Annotated in this window: 13 protein-coding genes and 3 pseudogenes; 6 read left to right on the forward strand and 10 right to left on the reverse strand. The window is 68.7% G+C overall.

The window, feature by feature from the left end:
* The first annotated feature begins 75 nt into the window (after positions 1 to 75).
* On the forward strand, positions 76 to 1,536 hold the full coding sequence (locus ACTRO_RS06970) for a DUF2252 domain-containing protein (protein ID WP_051450434.1): 1,461 nt from the start codon (positions 76 to 78) through the stop codon (positions 1,534 to 1,536).
* Positions 1,537 to 1,616: 80 nt separating this feature from the next.
* On the opposite strand, the gene ACTRO_RS06975 is transcribed toward ACTRO_RS06970, so the two are convergent.
* The 5 genes and pseudogenes from ACTRO_RS06975 to ACTRO_RS51330 form a co-directional block, all read right to left on the reverse strand.
* Complete coding sequence (locus ACTRO_RS06975) at positions 1,617 to 2,858, reverse strand: PP2C family protein-serine/threonine phosphatase (RefSeq protein WP_034262107.1); 1,242 nt, start codon at positions 2,856 to 2,858, stop codon at positions 1,617 to 1,619.
* A 372-nt stretch (positions 2,859 to 3,230) separates the two neighbouring features.
* Entirely contained in the window at positions 3,231 to 4,865 is a 1,635-nt protein-coding gene (locus ACTRO_RS06980) for an MFS transporter (protein ID WP_034262109.1), read from the reverse strand.
* Positions 4,866 to 5,302: 437 nt separating this feature from the next.
* Positions 5,303 to 5,485: pseudogene (locus tag ACTRO_RS06985) on the reverse strand (transposase); the annotation flags it as partial.
* A gap of 42 nt (positions 5,486 to 5,527) precedes the next feature.
* The gene (locus tag ACTRO_RS06990; protein WP_051450435.1) at positions 5,528 to 6,727 is read right to left on the reverse strand and encodes a transposase; all 1,200 of its coding nucleotides are present in this window, start codon (positions 6,725 to 6,727) and stop codon (positions 5,528 to 5,530) included.
* A gap of 25 nt (positions 6,728 to 6,752) precedes the next feature.
* Positions 6,753 to 6,992: pseudogene (locus ACTRO_RS51330) on the reverse strand (transposase domain-containing protein); the annotation flags it as partial.
* A 194-nt stretch (positions 6,993 to 7,186) separates the two neighbouring features.
* On the opposite strand from ACTRO_RS51330, the gene ACTRO_RS48710 reads away from it, so the two are divergent.
* The 3 genes from ACTRO_RS48710 (at position 7,187) to ACTRO_RS50250 (ending at position 9,519) form a co-directional block, all read left to right on the forward strand.
* Complete coding sequence (locus ACTRO_RS48710) at positions 7,187 to 7,519, forward strand: hypothetical protein (RefSeq protein WP_211244138.1); 333 nt, start codon at positions 7,187 to 7,189, stop codon at positions 7,517 to 7,519.
* Positions 7,520 to 7,873 (forward strand): integrase core domain-containing protein, encoded by a 354-nt coding sequence (locus tag ACTRO_RS48715; RefSeq protein ID WP_211244139.1) that lies wholly within the window; start codon positions 7,520 to 7,522, stop codon positions 7,871 to 7,873.
* Positions 7,874 to 8,073: 200 nt separating this feature from the next.
* Positions 8,074 to 9,519, forward strand: a complete 1,446-nt coding sequence (locus tag ACTRO_RS50250; RefSeq protein WP_084316038.1) for a dihydrolipoyl dehydrogenase family protein — start codon at positions 8,074 to 8,076, stop codon at positions 9,517 to 9,519.
* Between the two features lie 69 nt (positions 9,520 to 9,588).
* On the opposite strand, the pseudogene ACTRO_RS50810 reads toward ACTRO_RS50250, so the two are convergent.
* Positions 9,589 to 10,001, reverse strand: a pseudogene (locus ACTRO_RS50810) (Hsp20/alpha crystallin family protein); the annotation flags it as partial.
* A 388-nt stretch (positions 10,002 to 10,389) separates the two neighbouring features.
* Between ACTRO_RS50810 and ACTRO_RS07005 the strand changes: the two are divergent.
* Together ACTRO_RS07005 and ACTRO_RS07010 are read left to right on the forward strand one after the other, a co-directional pair.
* Entirely contained in the window at positions 10,390 to 11,631 is a 1,242-nt protein-coding gene (locus tag ACTRO_RS07005) for an ISAs1 family transposase (protein ID WP_051450303.1), read from the forward strand.
* 569 nt (positions 11,632 to 12,200) lie between these two features.
* Positions 12,201 to 12,686: an NAD(P)-dependent oxidoreductase gene (locus ACTRO_RS07010; protein WP_051450437.1), complete on the forward strand. Its 486-nt coding sequence runs from the start codon at positions 12,201 to 12,203 to the stop codon at positions 12,684 to 12,686.
* Positions 12,687 to 12,705: 19 nt separating this feature from the next.
* On the opposite strand, the gene ACTRO_RS07015 is transcribed toward ACTRO_RS07010, so the two are convergent.
* The 4 genes from ACTRO_RS07015 to ACTRO_RS07025 form a co-directional block, all read right to left on the reverse strand.
* On the reverse strand, positions 12,706 to 13,200 hold the full coding sequence (locus ACTRO_RS07015) for a gluconokinase (RefSeq protein WP_034273529.1): 495 nt from the start codon (positions 13,198 to 13,200) through the stop codon (positions 12,706 to 12,708).
* Positions 13,201 to 13,339: 139 nt separating this feature from the next.
* Positions 13,340 to 13,657: a DUF389 domain-containing protein gene (locus ACTRO_RS48720; RefSeq protein WP_211244140.1), complete on the reverse strand. Its 318-nt coding sequence runs from the start codon at positions 13,655 to 13,657 to the stop codon at positions 13,340 to 13,342.
* 213 nt (positions 13,658 to 13,870) lie between these two features.
* Positions 13,871 to 14,191 carry a hypothetical protein gene (locus ACTRO_RS48725; protein WP_211244141.1) on the reverse strand — a complete coding sequence of 107 codons (321 nt, stop codon included), beginning with the start codon at positions 14,189 to 14,191 and terminating at the stop codon, positions 13,871 to 13,873.
* Positions 14,192 to 14,359: 168 nt separating this feature from the next.
* Positions 14,360 to 15,550 (reverse strand): tyrosine-type recombinase/integrase, encoded by a 1,191-nt coding sequence (locus ACTRO_RS07025; RefSeq protein ID WP_169739841.1) that lies wholly within the window; start codon positions 15,548 to 15,550, stop codon positions 14,360 to 14,362.
* Positions 15,551 to 15,865 lie beyond the last annotated feature (315 nt).

Genomic DNA, 15,865 nt, shown 5'->3' on the forward strand with positions numbered 1-15,865 from the left:
GAGCGATCAAAGCGAGTGCCGTCCGGTTCGGCGGCCGGTCCGCTACTCACGAAACCAGCACCCAGGAGGCGCATCATGGCTGGTAAAGCGGGGCGTTCGGGTGGCGCGAGGCCCACCCGCGAGCTCGATCCGGCAAAGAAGCGAGCACCGACGCTTGGCGAGCGTGCGCAGCACGGAACCGATGTTCGAAAGGAGGTCGCCCCCGAACAGCACGCTCTGTTCTCCGCCGCGCAGGGGCGCCGGGACCCGGTCGAGATCCTGGAGCAGCAGGGGGCCACCCGGGTGCCGGAGCTCGTGCCGATCAGGTACGGGCGCATGCTCGTCTCGCCGTTCACGTTCTATCGCGGCGCCGCCGCCGTCATGGCCGCGGACCTGGCCGCGACGCCCACCTCGGGCCTGACGGTCCAGCTCTGCGGGGACGCCCACCTGGCGAACTTCGGCCTGTTCGCCTCGCCGGAGCGGCGCCTCGTGTTCGATGTCAACGACTTCGACGAGACCCATCCGGGCCCGTGGGAGTGGGACGTCAAGCGGCTGGCGGCCAGCCTGGAGGTCGCCGCCCGGCAGAACGGGTTCAGCGGAAAGCAGCGCCGGAAGATCCAGCTCGCCACCGTGCGGCGCTACCAGGGCGCGATGCGACAGTTCGCCGACATGCACGAGCTCGACCTCTGGTACGCCTCCACGGGCACCGACCGGCTTCCCGCTGACCTCGTGGCCCGGTTGACGAAGCCCGCCAAGAAGAAGCTCGAGCGGACACTGGCGAAGGCCCGCACCCGCGACCAGTACCGATCTTTCAAGAAGCTGACCGCGATCGTGGACGGCGAGCGCCGCATCACGGCCGATCCGCCGCTGATCGTCCCGATCTCCGAGCTCCTGCCAGAGATGGCGGCTGAGCAGCTCGAATTGCAGCTGCGCGGGCTGCTGGCACGCTATCAGCACACGCTGCAGCCCGACCGGCGCGCGCTGGCCCAGGCGTTCGAGTTCGTGGACATGGCACGAAAAGTGGTCGGCGTGGGCAGCGTGGGCACCCGGTGCTGGATCCTGCTGATGCGCGGGCACGGCGAGGGCGATCCGCTCTTCCTCCAGGCCAAGGAGGCTCAGCGGTCGGTGTTGGCCGATTACGGCGGGCTCGGTGGTCCGCGCTTCAGGAACGAGGGCGAACGGGTGGTGAACGGGCAGCGCCTGATGCAGGCGGCCAGCGACATCCTGCTGGGCTGGGAGACGGTGCAGGGGATCGACGGGAAGACCCGCGACTTCTACGTGCGCCAGCTCGCGGACTGGAAGGGCTCGTTCGAGATCGAGGGCGCGCTGCCGTCCGGCCTGGCGCAGTACGGCCAGTTGTGCGGTTGGACGCTCGCCCGCGCACACGCCCGCTCGGGCGACCGCGTGGCCATCGCGTCCTACCTCGGCGACGACTCCACCTTCGCCCACGCGATCGCGGAGTTCTCCGCGGCCTACGCGGACCAGAACGAACGTGACTATGCCGCGCTCGAAAAGGCCGAGCGCGACGGCCGGATCACCGCGCGGTCCGGAGTCTGACGGGCTGCTCCTGCCGGTTTCACCGCGAGTTGCCGGCGTGTCCGCAGCGTGGGCTTCGTGATCGGAGTGCGGCCTTCGGCTCAGTCCAGGGTGGCGAGGTGGTCGGCGGCGCCCCCGAGCCACTCGATCATCAAGAGGGTGGCGTCGTCGCTGGTCGTGCCGCCGCGTTGGTCCATCAGGGCGTGGGAGAGGGCGCGCACGACCGCGCGCACTCCCTTCTCCGCCCGTTCGATGTGGTTGACCCAGCTCATGAGTTGTTCCTCGCCGAACTGCTCTTCGCCGGCATCGTGCTCCTCGATCAGGCCGTCGGTGAAGCACAGGACCCGGTCGCCGCGTCGGAGGGTCTGCTCGCTGATCAGGGGCTGTTCGCCACCGAAGCCGACCGGTAGGGTGGTTGGGCTCTTCAGCTTCTGGACCACCGCGTGGTTGCGGATCAGCAGCGGCGCGGGATGGCCGGCGTTGACCCATTGCAGGTGGCCGGTGGCGATGTCCAGGACCATCATCTGCGCGGTCACGAAGTGGTCGGGTCCGAACTGCTCGGCGATGGCCCGGTCCATGAACGCGTAGATCTCGGCCAGTCCGATCTCGGCGCGTCTCGCGTGCCGGTAGGCGCCGATGGCGACGGTAGCCATCGTGGCGGCGTCCAGGCCGTGGCCCATCGCGTCGATCATGGCCAGGTGCAGGATGTCGTCGTTGAGGGCGTAGTCGAAGCTGTCGCCGGCGACCTTGTACGCCGGCTCGAGGATTCCGGCGACCTTGACCTGGGGCACGGACATCGCCAGCGGGGGCAGCAGGGACCACTGGATCTCCGCGGCCAGGCTCATCGGTTCGCGGCGCCGGGCCTGGAAGAACCGGTCTGTGTAGCTGTGTTTGGTCACGATCGTGTCGGCGACCAAGCCGGCGAGGCGGCGCAACAGCCGCCGGTCATCGTCATCGACGGTGTCCAGCGTCAGGGCCATCACCCCCACCTGGTCGCTACCGTCGAGCAACGGCAGATACAGCCGGACACCGTCGGCCTGCGGCACCTCCACAGCGGTCGTTTGCAGGAAGGCCGTGCCGGCGGGGGAGTCGCCGATCGGTTCGGGCTCGCCGACGGTCAGCCGCCTGCCCGGCAGCGGCACCAGCATCCGCTGGCCGTAGTCCTGCAGCAGAATCGAGACGTCGCGCCCGCCCACCCTGGCCACCTCTTCGGCGACCAGCGGGGCGATCAGCGCCGGGGGCATCTCGTGCGCCCGGTCCAGCAGCACTCCCAGCAGCCGTTCACCGAACCCTTCGGACCGGTCCACCATGGCCTTGTCAGGCCGCTGTTCGTCCCGCGCCATCACCACCTCCTCATTCGGCGACCGCCAGAGCCGACTTCGCCGACCGCGTAGGTGTTCTGAAGGGCCGTTCGCGCGCCGGTGCGGTGTTCGACCGCGGAGGCTCGACGGAGCCGTTCAGGCTCACCTCGCGCCACGTGGCCGATGCCGCTCCGACAAGCGCGGATCGGTCCCGGCGGTCAGGGCAGATCGGCTCGAAGACCGCTTCATGCGGTCTGCGCCCCGGCTCCCCTTACAACCGTTCAACGCGTACAGAATGTCGTGGCTGACCTGTCGGAGGAGCTCATTGCTTCAAACGTGGCGTGTCGGGACCGCTGAGGCGCCGGTATGAACGATCTCCCGACAGCCGCCACTCGAAGAACTGCGGCTCTCTGGTCATCGGCCGGCTGTCCCTCCGTCGGTGTCCGGTTTCCTCTCGCCTGGCTGGGTGGTCGGGATCCGGGAAGTGAAGAAGAGCGCGATCAGTGAGGCGAGGGCGAGGATGGCGAGTGCGGCGCGTAGACCGTCGAGGCGGGCTGCAGAGTTCGCGTCGAGCGCGGCCTGCTTCACCTCCGGGCTCGCCGCGGCCTGGTCGAGGGCTGTGGTGAGTTGGGCGTCGGAGAGGAACGGCACTCCTGCCTCGAGGTTGGTGCTCGCCTTGTTCTTGACCTCCGCCGGCACCGCGGGGTTGTGCTCGATGCCGCTCAGGAACGAGGAGGTCAGTACCGCGATCAGGATCGATCCGGCCAGGGCCGTGCCGATCGAGGCACCGAGGTTGGTGACGGCGTTCTGCACGCCACCGATCTCGGCGCTCTGCTCGTCGGGTACCGCGGAGACCGTGACCGCGCCGAGCTGGGACGCGAGCGCGCCCATGCCGAGCCCGATCAGCAGGAGCGGGAGCGTGACGATCTCCGGGCCCGCGTCGGCGTCGAGTGCCGCCGCCAGGGCCACGGCCCCGGCGAGGAGCGCGAGGATTCCCCACCGCACTACCCGGCGCGGCGAGACGTCCGGGAGCAGGCGCGGGATCAGGACCGCGGCGCCCAGCAGGGTGAGGGAGAGCGGCAGGATGCGCACTCCGGTGGCGAGCGCGGACAGGCCCAGGGCGATCGAGAGGTAGAGCGGGACGAGGAAGAACACGCCCATCTGCACGAGATACTGGAAGAAGAACATCGTCAGGCCGCCAGTCAGCTGGCGGTTGTGGAGAAGGGCCGGGTCCACCAGCGGCGACCCGCGGCGCGCTACCACGCGCGTCTCCCAGGCATAGAAGAGCCACATCAGGAACAGGCCGGCCAGCATGAGCCACACGGTCGGTGAGATTCCGAGAAGGGACGGTGCGCCGGTCTTCGGCAGGAACCAGCCCCACTCGCTCGAGCGCAGGACGCCGAACACGAAGGTCCCGAGTCCCAGGGCGCAGAGCGCGGCGCCGACCAGGTCGATGCGCTGGCGCTCCTCGCTCCTTGCGTCGGTGACGCGGCGGGCGAGCAGGAGGATGGCGAGCACCACGACGACCTCGCCGGCGAACACCCAGCGCCAGGAGAAGTAGGTCGTGGCGATACCGCCGACGAGCGGGCCGACGGCGATGGCCACGGCTCCGGCGGCCGCGACGAGTCCGTAGGCGGCCGGTCGGCGTTCGACGGCGAAGTTCACCGCGACGAGCGCCACGATCGCGGGCATGATCAGCGCCGCCCCGATCCCCTCGAGGAAGGACCAGCCGAGCAGCAGCACCGGCAGGCTCGGCGCGAGAGCGGTCGTGAACGAGCCTGCGCCATAGATGACGCAGCCGGCCGTGAAGGCGCGCTTGCGGCCGAAGAGCGCGCCGAGCTTGCCGCCGGGGACCATGAACATCGCCATCACCAGCGTATACGCCGTGATCGCCCCCTGGACCCCGGTCACCGTGGTCCCCACGTCCCGCGCGACCGTCGCGATCGAGACGTTCATCACGGAACTGTCGAGCGCCATGAGGAACTGCCCGGCCGCCAGCGTCGTCAAGACGAGCCGCGCGGAGGCCGAATGCCCTGCCCCGGTGCTCATGGAGTCATGGTGCCAATGCTCCCGAACGGAGATTGCGCGACGCGCGCGGAAGTCAGCTCAATGGCGGTATGCGACGGCACCTTGCGTGACGTGGAACCGGTCGGCGACGATCACCGCGTTCGACGGGACGTGCAGATGGCGGCCTTGAAGATGCTGCACGGATCGATCGCGACCCACGCCCGACCGGATCGACACAGCTCGGCGGCTCCGGAACCCACAGGCGCCTGCTGCTCGGCTACTTCCGCGTCCTGTACGCGGTCACCGACGAACCGCCGCTCGTGCGGAGCATCCTCGTTGGCCGGGCCGACCAGCCCCGCTGATTACAAACACGATTGCTCGCCACACCGAAGTGCACCACGGTCTGGGGAGCAGCCTCAACCAGGCTAGTTGCGGGACGGGTCAGCCTGCCGGGCAGATCAACACCCCTGCAACTTACAGTTGCGTGAGTTCACCCGCCCGGCGCTGACCTGGCCGTACTCGGCGCCGCACAGCGCGTCGGCCTCGGCGCCCATCAGCTGCTGGGCGAAGAGGGCGACCATCGCCCGGAGCAAGTCGGGACTCGCCGACGCGAGGTTCTCCTCCAACGCGGCGGCGAACGGCAGACTGTCTACAGCGGTCATCGATCTGATCCTGTCTTCGAGTTCTTGGTCGTTCTCGAAGGATCAGCCGGTGGCCGCCTCGCATTCGGGCACCACGCCCGCCATACGAGGCAGCATCACTCCATCGGGAAGATCAGCCCTACACCACGTCCCCAACGCCGCTGCGTTTAGCTTCGTGGCCGTGTGGCAACCCCCTCCTCCATAATCGCTATCTCGGCGTGGAAGGTGTAGTTCTGGCAGGTGGCGGGATGTTTCCCGAAGTTCGAGGCGTACTTGGTCATGGTCTTCAGGCTCCTGGCCTTCATCCGCCTGCGTGGTCGGGCCGGCAGCAGGCTCGCCAGCAGCACCCGGCCGATAGCGCCGACCAGTGCGACCGGTTCGTCCGGGAACACCCCGTGGGCCAGGACGACCTGGTCGCGGGCCGTGCCGAGCAGGACGGTGAAGCTGAACCGGTCCATATCCAGCCGGGCGGCTCGCCGCGGCGTCCGCGGCGAGCCGGATCAGCGCCTGGTACACCGTCAGCACGCCCCACAGCTCCTGCTCGATCTCCTGCGGCCGGCCCGAGCGCAGCACCCGCCCGTCGATCAACCTCGTCTTCAAGTTCGCGTACGCTGTCTCGGCCTGCCACCGATCGTGGTACAGCGCCAGCAGGTCCCCGGCCGGGTAGCGCCGGCGGTCGAGCAGATCGGTGATCAGGCGCCACTGCTCCCGGCGCACGCTCCCGTCCTGCAGCGTGACGGTCACCCAGGCCTCGATGACGCGCACCGCGAGCCTGCCGCCGCCGAGCCGGGCCAGGTACGAGCGGTCCGGCAGCCGGCTCTGGATCGTCGGGCAGCGCCTGGCGCCCGAGCGCACCAGATAGTGCGCCTGCGTGGCCTGCACGTCGCGCAGCAACTGCCAGCCGTCGAACGCCGCGTCCATCAGCAGCAGCATCCCCGCGCCCAGCCGGTCAAGCAGCCGCGCCGCGTACACCTGCTCCCCTTCACACTCGGGGCCGAACACCGCGCCGATCACCGCACGCGTGCCGGTCTCCACCAGCAGAACCAGGCGCAGCAGCGGATATCCGGTCGCGCGGGCGCTCCCGCGCTCGGCGTAACGTGCGGTGACCGCCTCGCGGTCGGCCACCTGCAGTCCGGTGCCGTCGATCGCCACCGTGCGCAGCCCCCGCCAGCGCGTTCCCGGCATCTCGCGCCGGGCCACGGGGCCGGAGACCGCGTCGAACAGCGCCCTTGAGCGGCTCGGCACCCAGCCGACGCCGGGCACGGGCGAAGGAGGAGGAATGTGGGCACGTCGCAGCCAGCCCGCCCAGCGAGCAGGTCAGCTTGCCCCACACCGCCCGGCAGCCGCAGTCCTCGAACAGCGCCAACGCGAGCACGAAGTACACCACGACCCGCGCCGGTAGCAGCCGCACCCGCCGCTGCAGCACGCCGGCCTGCGCGATCACCGCGTCCACCAGGGCGAAATCGACGATCTGCGTCAGCTCGCCGAGCTGGCCGGGAGCAAACGCCCCCGCGGCTACCGCCACCACCCGCGTGATGACACACTTGTCCTGCAACGGAACTCCTTGATCAGCCTTCTTGGTCGAAAGCTGATTTACCGGAGTTCCGTTGCTGCTTGCAAGGCCGGGAACCGACTGGACAACTACTCATCAGCGCTAACGCGGCGGCGTTGACCACGTCCCCGGACGTAACCGTGCTGTGCTCCAGATCCGGCTGGTGGACAGTGGCTGGGGGTACCGCGCTGCTCGGCATCGTCGTGGCGCCCTCGACCGCCTGGGAGATCCTCAAGCAGGCCGGCATCGACCCGGCGCCGCGGCGGCAGTCGACAACCTGGGCGCGGTTCCTGCACAGCCAGGCCGAAGTGATCGTGGCCTGCGGCTTCTTCGAGACCGTCACGCTGGCCGAACAGAAGATCTCCGGCCCGTCCCTGATCGAGCATGCCACCCGCCGCATCCGCATCCTGGGCTCCACCGCCCATCCGACCGCCGCATGGATGGCGCAGTCCGCCAAGAGTCTGATTCTGGACCTGGAAGACGTCGAAGCCGCCGTCCGATAGTTGATCCGCGACCGCGACGCGCGCTACCCGCCGTTCTTCGCCGAGATCGTGCGGCAGGCCGGCATCACGGTGGTGCTGTCCGGTGTGCGCATGGCGCACATGAACGCGATCATGGAACGCTGGATCGGCACCTGCCGACGCGAACTGCTCGACCGGATGCTAGTCCGCAGCTGGGCACACCGCCTCAAGGCGCTGTACCAGTTCGAGATCTACTACGACCTCGACCGGCCGCACCGGGCCCCCAAACGAGGCGCGCCGCTGCGGGCGGAACCCGAACCGATCAACGACCGCGCCCAGGTCATCGATCTGCAGGTCCGAAGACGCGAGCGACTCGGCGGGATACTGCACGAATAAGACTATGCCGCCTAACCAGCACGGACGCATTATCTGCACCCACAGCGCTCCCACGCGGCGGGGTGAGCGGCGTTCCGGCATTCGGAGCAGTCGATCTCTCCTACCGCGCACCACACCGGTTGACTTGGTTGTAGCCCCGTCGGCGGGGATGAGGAGTGCCCCGCTGCCGCGCAGCCCGCGCGGAGCGGTACCGACGACGAATGCGAGACCCGATGAAGGTGCTGGTGGTGGGAGGCGGTCCGGCGGGCATGTCGGCCGCCCTTCACGCATGCGAGCTCGGCGCGCAGGTCACGCTGCTGGAGGCCGATCAGGTCGGTGGGACGAGTCTGAACCGCGGCCCGGCGCCCGTGCGCACCCTCGCACGTGCGGCCCGCCTGGCCCGCGACTGGGGTTCCTGGACGCGGTTCGGGCTCGAGGGTGCGCCGCCGGTGCCAAATCTCGCGGCGTTGCAGGGCAACGCCGCCCGCGTCGCCCGGTACGCACACGAACGCAAGCACCTCGCCGAGCATCTTCGCGCCAGCGGCATCGATCTGGTCGAAGGAACCGGAGTTGTGCGCTTCGCCGACGATCATACGATCCAAGCCGATGACGGACATGTCTGGACCGCGGACCGGGTGATCATCGCGGTCGGAGGGCGCGCCGCCGCGCTGCCGGTTCCCGGCGGTGAACTCGCCTCGACCTACGACGACCTGCTCACACTCAAAGCCCTGCCCGAGCACGCCGTGATCATCGGCGGAGCGGACACCGGCTGCCAGATCGCCTCGATCCTGGGCGACTTCGGGATCCGGGTGACCGTGTTCGAGGCCACGCCCGCGCTGCTCGCGAGCGCCGACCCGGACGTGTCCGCCGGTATGCGCTCGGCGTTCGAAGCACGGGGTCTGACAATACACACCGGCACACTTGTCGAGCGCCTTGAGAAGCACGCAAGCCGGATCACCGTCACCTACCGCGGCCCGAACGGATCGGACAGAGTCATCGGCGATGCGGTCTTCGCGGCGATCGGCTGGCCGGCGAACATCGAGACGCTCGGTCTGGAACGGGCCGGGGTCGCCGCCGGACGCGGCGGGCTGGTGGTCGACGAGTATCTGCGCACGAACGTCGAGCACATCTTCGCCGCGGGAGACGTCACAGGGCACTACAAGCTGGTGCAGACCGCGCGCAGCGAGGGACGGATCGCCGGGCGCAACGCAGTACTCGGCCCGGTTCAGCGCGCCGATTACGAAATCATCCCCACCGGCAGTTTCACCGACCCCGAGTACGGTCAGGTCGGCCTTACCGAGCCTGCGGCCGCGTTGAACGGCGAGGTGGTGTCCGCGGTCGCGCGCTACGACGACCTGGTGCGCCCGGTTGTCGACGGGCGCCCGGACGGATTCTGCAAGCTCCTGGTCGACCGTTCCCACCGCTCCGTGGTCGGCGCGCACGTGCTCGGCGAGTATTCTGCCGAAATCGTGCAGGTCGCCGCAGCGATGATGGCCGCCGGGATGACCATCGAACAGATCGCAGGCCTTTCCTATGCCTTCCCGACCGTGACCGAGGCTATCGGCATGGCCGCGCAGAATATCTGCCGACAGCTCGACCTCGGCGGATTTCCGCAGGTGTGGAGTGAGCTGGACGTCTCCCAGGAAAAGACGGCGAGGCTGCCGTAGGAGCAGGTGGGGCTCCCCCGTGTATCTCGACACCTGGATAATGGGCCACCCGGTCAACTGATGGGGCTCGTCCGCGCTGGTGATCGCAATCTTGCGGGGTTTCGCGCCGAGCGCGATCGGGATCCGCAAGGTCAGCACCCCGCCGCGGTAGTCCGCAGCGATGCGCTCGGCATCCAACGTCTCACTCAGGAATAGCTGGCGGGAGAACACGCCGACGGGCCGCTCGCCCACCTGCATCTCGACATCCTTGCCGACTTGCACCGGGCGCCACTCGGCCTTGACCGTCAGCACGTTGCGCTCGATGCCCAGATCGATCGCCTCCAGCGAGATGCCGGGCAGATCGAAACAGGCCACGAACTGATCGCCCTCGCGGAAAGCGTCCATGGGAATCGGGTTCGGATGCGCGGGTTACCGGTGCCCGTACCCAGCAACTGCGAGGCCACCCGTTCGAGCTCACGGAACGGATCAGTGCGCATCAACATGACACTCGCCTCCAGGTCATCGACAGTGCCGATGCGCTCACGCCTTCGATTTAACGTGTCATCGAAACGATGACAAGTGGGCATGTCGGCGAAAAGGTGACTGCTACGCTGCGCGATCGCTGCAGACAAGGAGCTCCTCTCGCCCGGGCCAGCAGCGGGACGAGAAACGGGGCAGATCGACGATGCGGCCGCCCAACGGCGGGCGCGGCCACAGCCAGCCTCAGTCTCAGGGCCTCTGCGTTCTCAGTTGATGGACGGGGTGAGGTTGGCGCGGACGGCTTGAGCTCTGTGGCGGGTTGATGTCAGCCCAGAGGTTTGATGTAGGCGGGCACGGTCCCTGATGATCGTCTGGTTCTCGAGGCCATGCGATCCAAGGAGCCGTGCCCGCGTGTCATCTTCCCTCATCGAGGTCGTGTCCGGCCAGTTGGCCGCAGCCGGGGTGGAGGCGGTGGAGCTTGATGACGGACAGGTGATGGCCTTGATCGAGGTGCTCGGGCTGATCCCGGACCGGCGCCGGGCCCGGGGGCGGCGCTACCGGCTCGGCTTCCTGCTGGCCGCTGCGTTGACGGCGGTGCTGGCCGGGGCGAAGTCCATGGTCGAGGTGGTTCGGCGTACCCGCAGCGCCGACGACGAGTTCCTGTATCGGCTCGGCGCCACCGGCCGGAATCTGCGCCCTGCCGACACCACCTTCGGTCGGGCGCTGAAGGTGCTCGACGGGGACGAGGTGGACATGCTGTGCGGGTCGTGGCTGGCCGGGATGCTGCGAAGCACCGAGCGTGATGCCCTTCGCCCGAGGAACGCCGGCGCCCAGGCCGACGGGGCACGGCTGCCGGTGGCCGCCGCGGACGGCAAGAGCGTGCGCGGCGCGGCAAGGCCCGACGGCACCCGCCCGCACCTGGTCTCGCTCTACCGGCCCGAGGCCGGCTGCGTGATCGGGCAAGTCCAGGTCGCCGACAAGAGCAACGAGATCCCGGCGCTGCCGGACCTGCTCGGCCGGGTCGATCTCACGGGCCTGCTGGTTACCGCGGACGCCTTGCACGCCCAACGCGCCACCGCCGAGGCCGTCGTCGCAGCAGGCGGGCATTACCTGCTGTTCCTGAAGGATAATCAACCCTCGATCCTGCGTCAGGCCCAGGACCTGCTCGCTCCCGGTTCCCACGCCGAGCACGAGCGGGCCGGCACGAGCGCCGAGACGTTCGATATCGGCCACGGGCGGCGGGAGAGGCGCATCACCCGCACCGCGCCGTGCGACGGCATCGACTTCCCGCACGCCGCACAGGTCATCCGGATCACCCGCCGTCGCGCCGTAGGCAAGGCGCCCGGGGCCGGGACCAAGGAGGTCGCCTACGCGATAACCAGCCTCACCTCCGAGCAGGCCGGGCCGGTCAAGCTCGGCCAGGCCGCCCGCGAGCACTGGGGCATCGAGGCAATGCACCACATCAGAGACGTGACCTGGCGCGAGGACGCCAGCCGGATCCGCACCGGCAGCACCCCGCGCGTCATGGCCGGCCTCCGCAACCTCGCACTCGCGCTACTCAAGCTCCTGGGTTGGACCAACATCGCAGCCGCCACCGACCACATGCGCGACCACCGCAACGACACCCTCGCACTCCTCGGTCTCAGCCACTGAGAACGCAGAGGCCCTGGCCTCAGTCTGCGCCCGGCGAATGGGGCATCACCCGCACCCCTGCGGACGTCTTGCTTCAGTTCCGAGTGCTGATCTTGATACAGCGCCCCAGATAGCGCCCTCGCCGGGGCGCAGTATATCAGATCTCTAAGATGTGGAAAATCTGGTGAAGATGCCGCGCGAAAACCGGTAGCGGACGGCAGTGATCCGCACAGAATCAAAGCATCCTGCTGGGTGGGAGCCAGTGGCCTATGAATACTCGTAGGCCACTGGCTCCCACGAGCTACAGGAGAGATTATGCGTGATAGTGTGCGACCAATCGACTACGTTCCGCACCATGCCTGTGGCCTGCATGTTCCTGTTTCACCCATGAAATTGCTGTCCGATTCCGTCCGTTTGCCTGGGTCGCCATCGAGCGTGCACTGCGCCGTGCCGCTCAAGCTCGCACAAGCCACATGGCGCTGACCTGCGGGTTCGACTGCCGCTACCCTTATCATGCATAACGTTGGCCAACCATGATTCGCGGCTGACATGCGTGGTTTCAGTCCTTCGCCACCTATTTACATGAGAGCGTGGGCTCCGACTGCGGCCTGGCTGCTCCGGCGCTCCGCGACCATCGCCCTGGTCCCCGGCCCTGGCTCGAACTGCCCGACCTGGTCGCCCGCAGCGACGTACTCGTCGTGGCGATCCCGCTGGTCGACGACACCCGTGGACTGTTCTCCGGCGATCTGCTCGGGCGCCTGCCTCAGGATGCGGTCCTGGTCAACGTCGGCCGGGGCGGCATCGTCGACGAGGAGGCGGTCGCCCGGATGGTGCGCGGCGGCAGGCTGGCGGCGGCGTTCGACGTCTTCCAGACCGAGCCCTTGCCCGCGGACAGTCCCCTGCTTCGCGACCGGCGGATCCTGCTTCACCCGCATGCAGCCGGCACGACCCGGCAGAGCCGGGACCGGCTGCTGGCCGGCATCCGCGCGGCGGCTGAACGCGTCGTGCGCGAGGAACCGCTGGAGCACGTCGTCAACAGAGTCGACCCGCTCGTGCGTCGCCGATCATCTCCATGACCTCCGGGCCAAGAGCTCGCTACGCGCGGAGCTGGATGATGAAGTCGAGTGTCCGCTTGACGTTCTCGTCGGGGTCGGCGAGCGCGTCGAGGACGATGCCCGGTTCCTCCGGGGCAAGCGGCTCGAATTGGTCGAACTGCGAGTCGACCAGTTCGGACGGCATGAAGTGGTCGGCACGGTGCGAGACGCGTTCCAAGGCCGCTTCCTTCTCGATGGCCAACAGGACGAAGTACACGTCCGCCGACGCTGAGGCCAGCGCCGTGCGATACACCCGCTTGAGCGCCGAGCAGGCCATCACCCCGCCGGTTTCCACCGCCATCGCGCCAAGCCGCGCGGACAGCGCGGTCAACCAGGGCAACCGGTCGTTGTCGCTCAACGGCCGACCGGCCTCCATATTGGCGATGTTCCCCGATACGTGCAGGTCGTCGCCCTCGACGAACGGAGTGCGCAGCTCGCGCGCCACGCGTCGGCCGATGGTGCTCTTTCCGCAACCGGACACGCCGCAAAAGATCAGCTCCGGAGGCTTCGCGACCCTCGTATCGGCGCGCGGCCAGGTAGAGGCCCAGTCATCCCGCGAAACCCAAGCATCCAAAGAACTCCCCATACATCGTTAGCGTACTCTCCGCGTCGCCATATGTCGCAAAGGCGACGAATCATCGCTCTTCAGGCAGCCGTCGCACGCCCGGCGCGCCGGGCGTGCGACGCCATGCCCACCGCTGTACACGCAGCGCGATCGCGCCGGCCAGGATCAGCACGACGACGTTGAGCAGCAGCTGCAGCACCGAGCCGCAGGCTTCCGACCAGCTTTCGAACGCGAGGGAGACGCCCACGTCCGCAGCAGCCGGGATCGTGGTGACGGAGATGAACACGCCCAACAGCGCGCTCGTGCGCAACTCGGCCAACGAGACGATGCCGACGATCCCGGCCAGCAGCGCCACCAAGAAGGACAGGAAGTTCGGCGTGTTGATCAAGTCCGAGACCGGCCGGAGAGCGTGAACGCCTTCGACTGCTGATCCAAGCCGCGCACCCGGAGACTGAAGAGGAACGCTGCGACGATGGCCGCAAGTAAGCCGAAGAACAGGGCGGCGAGCCCTCGGCTACCCGCCGCCAGACGCGCTGGTCGAGGCCCTGGGCGACGCTGGTAATCGCCCCGTACTCCGGGCCGACGACCATCGCGGCGACGATCAGATCTGCGAGTTGCTGACGATGCCGATGGCGGCGATCAGCCCGGCGATCACGAGGAGCAGGAAGAGGCTGGGGACGAAGCTCGCCTCGGCCTCGATCCGTGCATCGAGGTCGACCCACCACGGAGCCGACGCGAGCTTGCCGAGCCGCGCCGTCTCAGTATCCGAGGCCAGCCGGCAGGCGGCGAGCTCGATGAACTTCACCGTGATCGACCCGCGCTCCTCGAGCCCCATGGCCCGCAGCGAGCCGAGCACCTCGTTCACCGCGCTGGTCAGCACATCGCACTCGACGCTCGCCGTCCGGGCTGCGCGCCGCGCCACGTGCGACGTCGAGGGCGAAGACGCACGGATTGCCGGAGAGCACCTGATCGACCTGGTCGATCAGCGCGGACGGGCTGACGGCCCGCACGTGCACCATCTGCATCGCCAGCCTCCCAGCAGCCCGTGGCTCGATTTCGTCGTTTGATTTCTTCCGACGAACCGTCAGTTCTAATTAGTGATCTGCCGCATGGCTCCGCCCGGAACCCGCTCGGGCGGGTTGGCGGTGGCCGGCTCCGGGAATCGGGCGGAGGCGTGCCATAGATGTTCGAGGTCGTCTGTGAGCCGGAGGATCATGCCTGGGGTGTGGTGCTCGTAGCGCCCTTGGACTCCGCGCGGTAGGTGGCCCAGCCGGTAGTCCTGGAGCGAGGCGGACGTGTGCAATTCCGCCATCCACGTCTTGTGAGAGTGCCTGAGCCCGTGGAAGGTCATCGACCCGAGCAGCGTTTGACCTCGGGCCGCATCCACGTGCCCTGGATCGCCGGCGAGCGCGGGCAGCCACACCTGTCTGCGAAACGCGCTCCGGTGCCACCAGCCTCCGCGCCCGCCCGTGAACACATACGGGTAAGGGTGCTGATCGAGGTGGGCCGCGAGCATCTCGGCAAGGAACGGCGGAAGGTGCACCAGGCGCGCGCCCGCGCCGGTCTTCGGCGGCCCCAGTTCCAACCGGCCGGCCACCTCGTGCAGCGCCCCGCAGAGTGGATCGACTCTGATGAACGGCGCGACCCCGTGCGGCTGGTACCCGCGACGTGAGGCCAGCACGAGGCTGTCGCGGTGCAGCCCGGCCAGTTCGCCCCACCTCATCCCCGTGTACGCCGCGGTCACCGTCATCAGCCCGGCGCCGCCCGGCATCCGCGCCGCCAGCATGCGCAGTTGCCGCGGCTCGGCCACAGCGCGCTCCTGCGGGCGGTCCGAGGCCGCGCGCAGCCGCAGCGCCGGATTGAACGGCATCAGCCCCTCGCGCACCGCCTCGGCAAGAATCCCGCAGAACAAAGCGAGAATCGAGCACACCGACGAGCCGTGCATCGACTCGGCCAGCACACCCGCCCACGACTTGATCTCCACCCTGCTCAGCTGCGAGAGCCGTACCCGCCCGAACCGCGGCAGGATGTGAACACGCAGATGCGAGTCGTACTTCGCCGCGGTTGAGGCCCGCACGCACAGCCCGGCCCGCCACGCCACCACCCACCCCTCCACACTCGGATCAGAGCCCGGCCGGGGACGAACCGCGCCCTGCCACACCGCCAGCGAACGCGCCAGCTCACGCCGCGCCCGCCTGGCCGCCGCATCGACCGGCACCCCCGGCACCGCCAACACGACCCCATACGCCTCCTCCCACGTCCCGCACTTCGCGATCGACACCGTCCGCCCCTCAGACGTCCGCATCCGCACCCGGAAAACCGCCCCATGCCGCTCCACCCACGCCACCACACACCTCCACACGCAACAACCGCCACAACCGCGCCGAGCCGCAGTCACGGCCCTCCAGCAGTCAGCCGCCCATCCGGGCCGGCGAGCAGGCATCTGCCCCCGCGCCAGGCGCGCAACTCGCCCGGACAGCCGGCAGCCGCATGAACACAACCCTGAACGGTGAATAAGCCCTGATAAAAGACTCACCCGTGCACTACAGGCCAATCGGCACCGGCCCCGGGCTCGCTCACGCCAGGGACCGCCGAG

This window comes from Actinospica robiniae DSM 44927, from assembly GCF_000504285.1.
Lineage (GTDB): Bacteria > Actinomycetota > Actinomycetes > Streptomycetales > Catenulisporaceae > Actinospica > Actinospica robiniae.

What these genes read in the sequence shown, in the direction of transcription:
- ACTRO_RS06970 (WP_051450434.1), top strand. Translation starts at nt 76, where the DNA reads ATGGCTGGTAAAGCGGGGCGTTCGGGTGGCGCGAGGCCCACCCGCGAG.
- ACTRO_RS06975 (WP_034262107.1), bottom strand. Translation starts at nt 2,858, where the DNA reads ATGGCGCGGGACGAACAGCGGCCTGACAAGGCCATGGTGGACCGGTCC.
- ACTRO_RS06980 (WP_034262109.1), bottom strand. Translation starts at nt 4,865, where the DNA reads ATGAGCACCGGGGCAGGGCATTCGGCCTCCGCGCGGCTCGTCTTGACG.
- ACTRO_RS50250 (WP_084316038.1), top strand. Translation starts at nt 8,074, where the DNA reads ATGCGAGACCCGATGAAGGTGCTGGTGGTGGGAGGCGGTCCGGCGGGC.